This window comes from Bacillus mobilis (assembly GCF_001884045.1).
GTDB lineage: Bacteria > Bacillota > Bacilli > Bacillales > Bacillaceae_G > Bacillus_A > Bacillus_A mobilis.
The window spans coordinates 1-3,783 of the sequence record NZ_MACF01000029.1; the positions used below are offsets into that span (position 1 = coordinate 1).

3 protein-coding genes are annotated in these 3,783 nt (G+C 34.5%); all 3 read right to left on the minus strand.

Annotated elements, in window-relative coordinates:
* Positions 1-83: 83 nt before the first annotated feature.
* Genes BAQ44_RS03475 through BAQ44_RS03485 form a run of 3 tightly spaced genes read right to left on the minus strand, consistent with a single transcriptional unit; the run spans position 84 to position 3,578 of the window.
* Positions 84-479, minus strand: a complete 396-nt coding sequence (locus tag BAQ44_RS03475) for a DUF6262 family protein (protein WP_000002619.1) — start codon at positions 477-479, stop codon at positions 84-86.
* On the minus strand, positions 479-2,359 hold the full coding sequence (locus BAQ44_RS03480; protein ID WP_001096999.1) for a site-specific integrase: 1,881 nt from the start codon (positions 2,357-2,359) through the stop codon (positions 479-481). The genes BAQ44_RS03475 and BAQ44_RS03480 overlap by 1 nt, the downstream gene beginning before the upstream one ends.
* On the minus strand, positions 2,346-3,578 hold the full coding sequence (locus BAQ44_RS03485; RefSeq protein WP_000156041.1) for a tyrosine-type recombinase/integrase: 1,233 nt from the start codon (positions 3,576-3,578) through the stop codon (positions 2,346-2,348). The genes BAQ44_RS03480 and BAQ44_RS03485 overlap by 14 nt, the downstream gene beginning before the upstream one ends.
* Positions 3,579-3,783 lie beyond the last annotated feature (205 nt).

The window sequence follows — 3,783 nt, forward strand, 5'->3', positions numbered from 1 at the left end:
TTAAATATATATAACCATTATTAAACATTAAAATATAAAGCTTGTATCGACGATTACCTGGTAATTTTCGATACAGGCTTTTTTTACTTATTCGCTATTTTTCCAAGTAGAATAGAATTGTCTCTTTTTAGTTTTTTGTTTTCTTCTTCTAAATTACCTATTCTTCTTTTTAGGGAATCAATAAGTTTGTCCTTGGAACTTTCACTAAATGTCTGTTTTTTTGTGATAACCTTTAATTTCTGATTTTGTTTTATTATTGCTTCATCAATTGGCTTTATAAGTTCTTCTGGATACGAGTACAAAAACGTTTTACTTACTCCTGCTTTACGGCAAATTTCAGCTTTTGATATAGGGTTACTTATTGGATCATCAAGGAGCGTTAGCTCCTTTAGAACAGCTAAAACAGTTTGCTTCTTTAACCTGCTTTCCATTTTCTTTGATTCAACCATTTTAGAGGTATTTGGACTCATATTAGCCATTAATGGACACCTCCTGTATAGAAATGTTTTGAGGCATCGAATGTTTCACCCTTTTCAATGATTTCCAATGCGGTTTGATAGAACTGAACTACCTTGTCAAATTCCTCAATTTTTTCATTTAGTCCAATTTGTTTCGCTTGGTTTAAATGCGTTGTAAAGGCATCTATTGTATCTATAACTGCGTTTTTATGTCTCGGCAATATCTTTTTCTTAATGCACGTTTTACAAGCCACCTGATGAGGACAGGAGGGCATCTTATAAGGATGCTCACAACATCCGTCACCTTGGTCAAAAATAGCGATAATTTTGTTTTTGACCCATTTGTTATCACCGAAAGTTTCTTCTTGCTCTGGGAGATTGTCTTTAATTGCTGTGGCATCAGATTTAAGAAGCTTATCTTTAAACTCCTTTTTTAAACGTTGTTGGTAGACCTTAATATACTTTTCTGTCATGTTAACTGATGAATGCCCTAAAAAGTTTTTAACAGCGTATATATCGACTCCTGCATCAATCATTTCGGTGGCTACTGTATGCCTAAACTGGTGTGAAGCTATTTTATAAATATCTCCAGACTGTGCACCAATATCTGATAATGGGATTTGATTACATATTTTAGACAGTACATGATGATAAATAGTGGCATAACTAACAGACTCCGTTATCAGAGTTTTTTCTTGAACGAAAGTAATAACTTCCCTAAATAAATACTTTTGCTTATCAGAAGTAGGAGGTAAATCTTTTACCCGTTCCTTTTGGCGTAAAATTGCCCGTTCCACTATATTTCTTCCTTTGGAGTCTTTTAAATGTGCTAATGGAACGACCAAATCTTTTTTGATTTTTGCAATACGATGGTCAAGGAAAAGTTGTGGATCTCCATCCAAATCATATTTCAAACAATCAATATCACTTCCATCTGCAATTAAGTGAGCTATGTCCTCAAAACGTCTTCCTGTATATCTTAAAATGATAATTAAATCCCAATAAGTCGGGGATACAATGGGAGTTTCCTCACTATCTTCCAATAGGGGGATTACTATATTTTCCAAGTAATCATCCAATTTTATTTTAATATGTGGTGGAATGGGTCTTGGTAGGGTTTCTACCGTTTTAGGCGTATCATAACTAATCAATAAAGCGTCTGTTTTTGGTCCATCGGACCATTTATTTTCGTACATGTATCGGAACATAGAACGGGTAGTTATTATCGCTCTGATAGATTTGCAGTTAGAAAGTGAATATATGTCAGGAAGAATTTTTTCGATATGTTCCTGCCTATTTAGCTCCTTAAAAGATTTGATATTCGGAAATTTATCATGCAGTATACTAAAAAAATCACTCAAGCATAGGATGTTTTCTTTAAACGTTTTAGCTTCCCAAGTTCCAAGCATATTTACAAAATACCTTTTTACCGTTGGGCGTAAATGAATATTTTCCAATTTAGTCAATTTAACGATAAATTGAACAGGAGAAAGATGTTTTGGATAATTCTTAAATAACCTTCTTACATCCCACACATCTTCTTTGAGATATTCTTCTCGCTCTTTTGGGTTTTTAATGTACTCAACTTCGTGATGGGGAGGGTAGTCATCTTCGTAGTGTTTTACCTGAACACCCATGTTTTCTAAAAGTTCAGCGAACTTTTCATCTTTGATGGCTGTATACCAAGGACCAGAGCTTTTAAATCCTGCTAATTTAGATAATACGTCATACTTTTTATCTTGGTTTTCAGATTGCTGTAAGACTTCGAAGAACTTCTTCTGTGTCTTCGTCATCCAAGAGGTATCGATAGCTGTAATAGGAAAAGGAGAAAAGGTTGCCTTTGTTCCCAAACTCTTCGAGTTATTTGCTTTTGATGAATTTGCTGCTTCATTTTTTGCCATTTTCTCGCTCCTTCCGTTTCTCTTCTCTATACTCACTCATTCGTTGGTATTCTTTTTTATGGTCTTCTGCATTTAAATGGGCATATATTTGCATCGTGGTTGCAACATCTTTGTGACCAACCCTTTCTTGGATATACTTCCAGTTGATAGGCTCACCTTTACTGATGTACTCTCTTGCTAATTCAGTAACGTGCGTGTGTCTTAGTTTATGGGTGTTCAGTTTAATCCCTGTTTTCCTGTTGTAATGATTAAGGGTGGAGGTAAGTGTCGATTTCTTCATCGGCTTTCCATTATCCATAGGATTATTACTATTAACCACAACAAACAGGAAATCAGTAACAGGGTCACTGTTCACCCAATAGCTACTAATATATCTATCTATCAAAATCATAAGGTCAGGTGGGAGATGAACAAACCTGTCCCTGCCATACCCAGCCTTAGCCCTTGATCCATTTTCGTTGTCTGGTCTGAAACGAATATGTATGCCTTGCTCGCCATAATCAATGTCCTCAAGCTTTACTCCAAGAAGCTCACCAGACCTTACCCCTCCTTCTTTAAGAGTTAAGAGAATGATTTTATCTCGTAAGAGATTGACTGCCTTCAGGTACGTCTGAAAATCCTTTTGATCAATGGTCTTAGGAATAATATGAGGAACTTTTGATTTTAAAGTGTTCTTCTGAACAGTCCTGCTTTTCCGAGTGTGGGATAACATATCTTTATCTCTCATCTCATTTGTAACCATGACATTACGATACACAACAGGATTGTCTTTAATCCTCCCACTAGCTTTAAGCCAAAGGAATAAAGAACTTACCCTATCTACGATGGCATTGACAGTAGAAACTTTAAGGTCGTCTTCAACGTATTCATAATCTAGCATCTCTACATTTTCATAAAATCTATACGGGTTCTTGAGCCATAATTTGAAGTTAGTAAGAATATCAGGTTTTCCATCTAGGTCCAAAATACCCAAACCCTTTATTTTCAAATACACAATGAAATACCATAAGTTGTAGCAATATGTTTTTATCGTATTAGGAGATACTTCTCGTATTGCTCTTGCTTGTATCATATCGAGATATTCTTTTACTAATAGTATAAAATCTAAGTTTTCATCCATAAGATAGTACATTGTCCCATTACCTGTTTGTGCTTCTCTAACAGATACAATCTCATGCCATTTATCCTTTATTGTTTTTTCCTTACGAGATATTGTCATTTAGCTACTAACTCCTTTACTTAAATTCAAGGTCCTCGCACAGAGGCTACGTCTTCCTCCATAAAAATAATATATATAATATTCAGATAATAACATAAAGTATCTATTATTACTATGTATTTTAAATTTATCCGTTTAGATAAAAAAAGATAGTAGGGATAATCAATCCTTACTATCTTTACTCTTATTATTCATATGTCTTTAA

What these genes read in the sequence shown, in the direction of transcription:
- BAQ44_RS03485 (WP_000156041.1), bottom strand. Translation starts at nt 3,578, where the DNA reads ATGACAATATCTCGTAAGGAAAAAACAATAAAGGATAAATGGCATGAG.
- BAQ44_RS03475 (WP_000002619.1), bottom strand. Translation starts at nt 479, where the DNA reads ATGGCTAATATGAGTCCAAATACCTCTAAAATGGTTGAATCAAAGAAA.
- BAQ44_RS03480 (WP_001096999.1), bottom strand. Translation starts at nt 2,359, where the DNA reads ATGGCAAAAAATGAAGCAGCAAATTCATCAAAAGCAAATAACTCGAAG.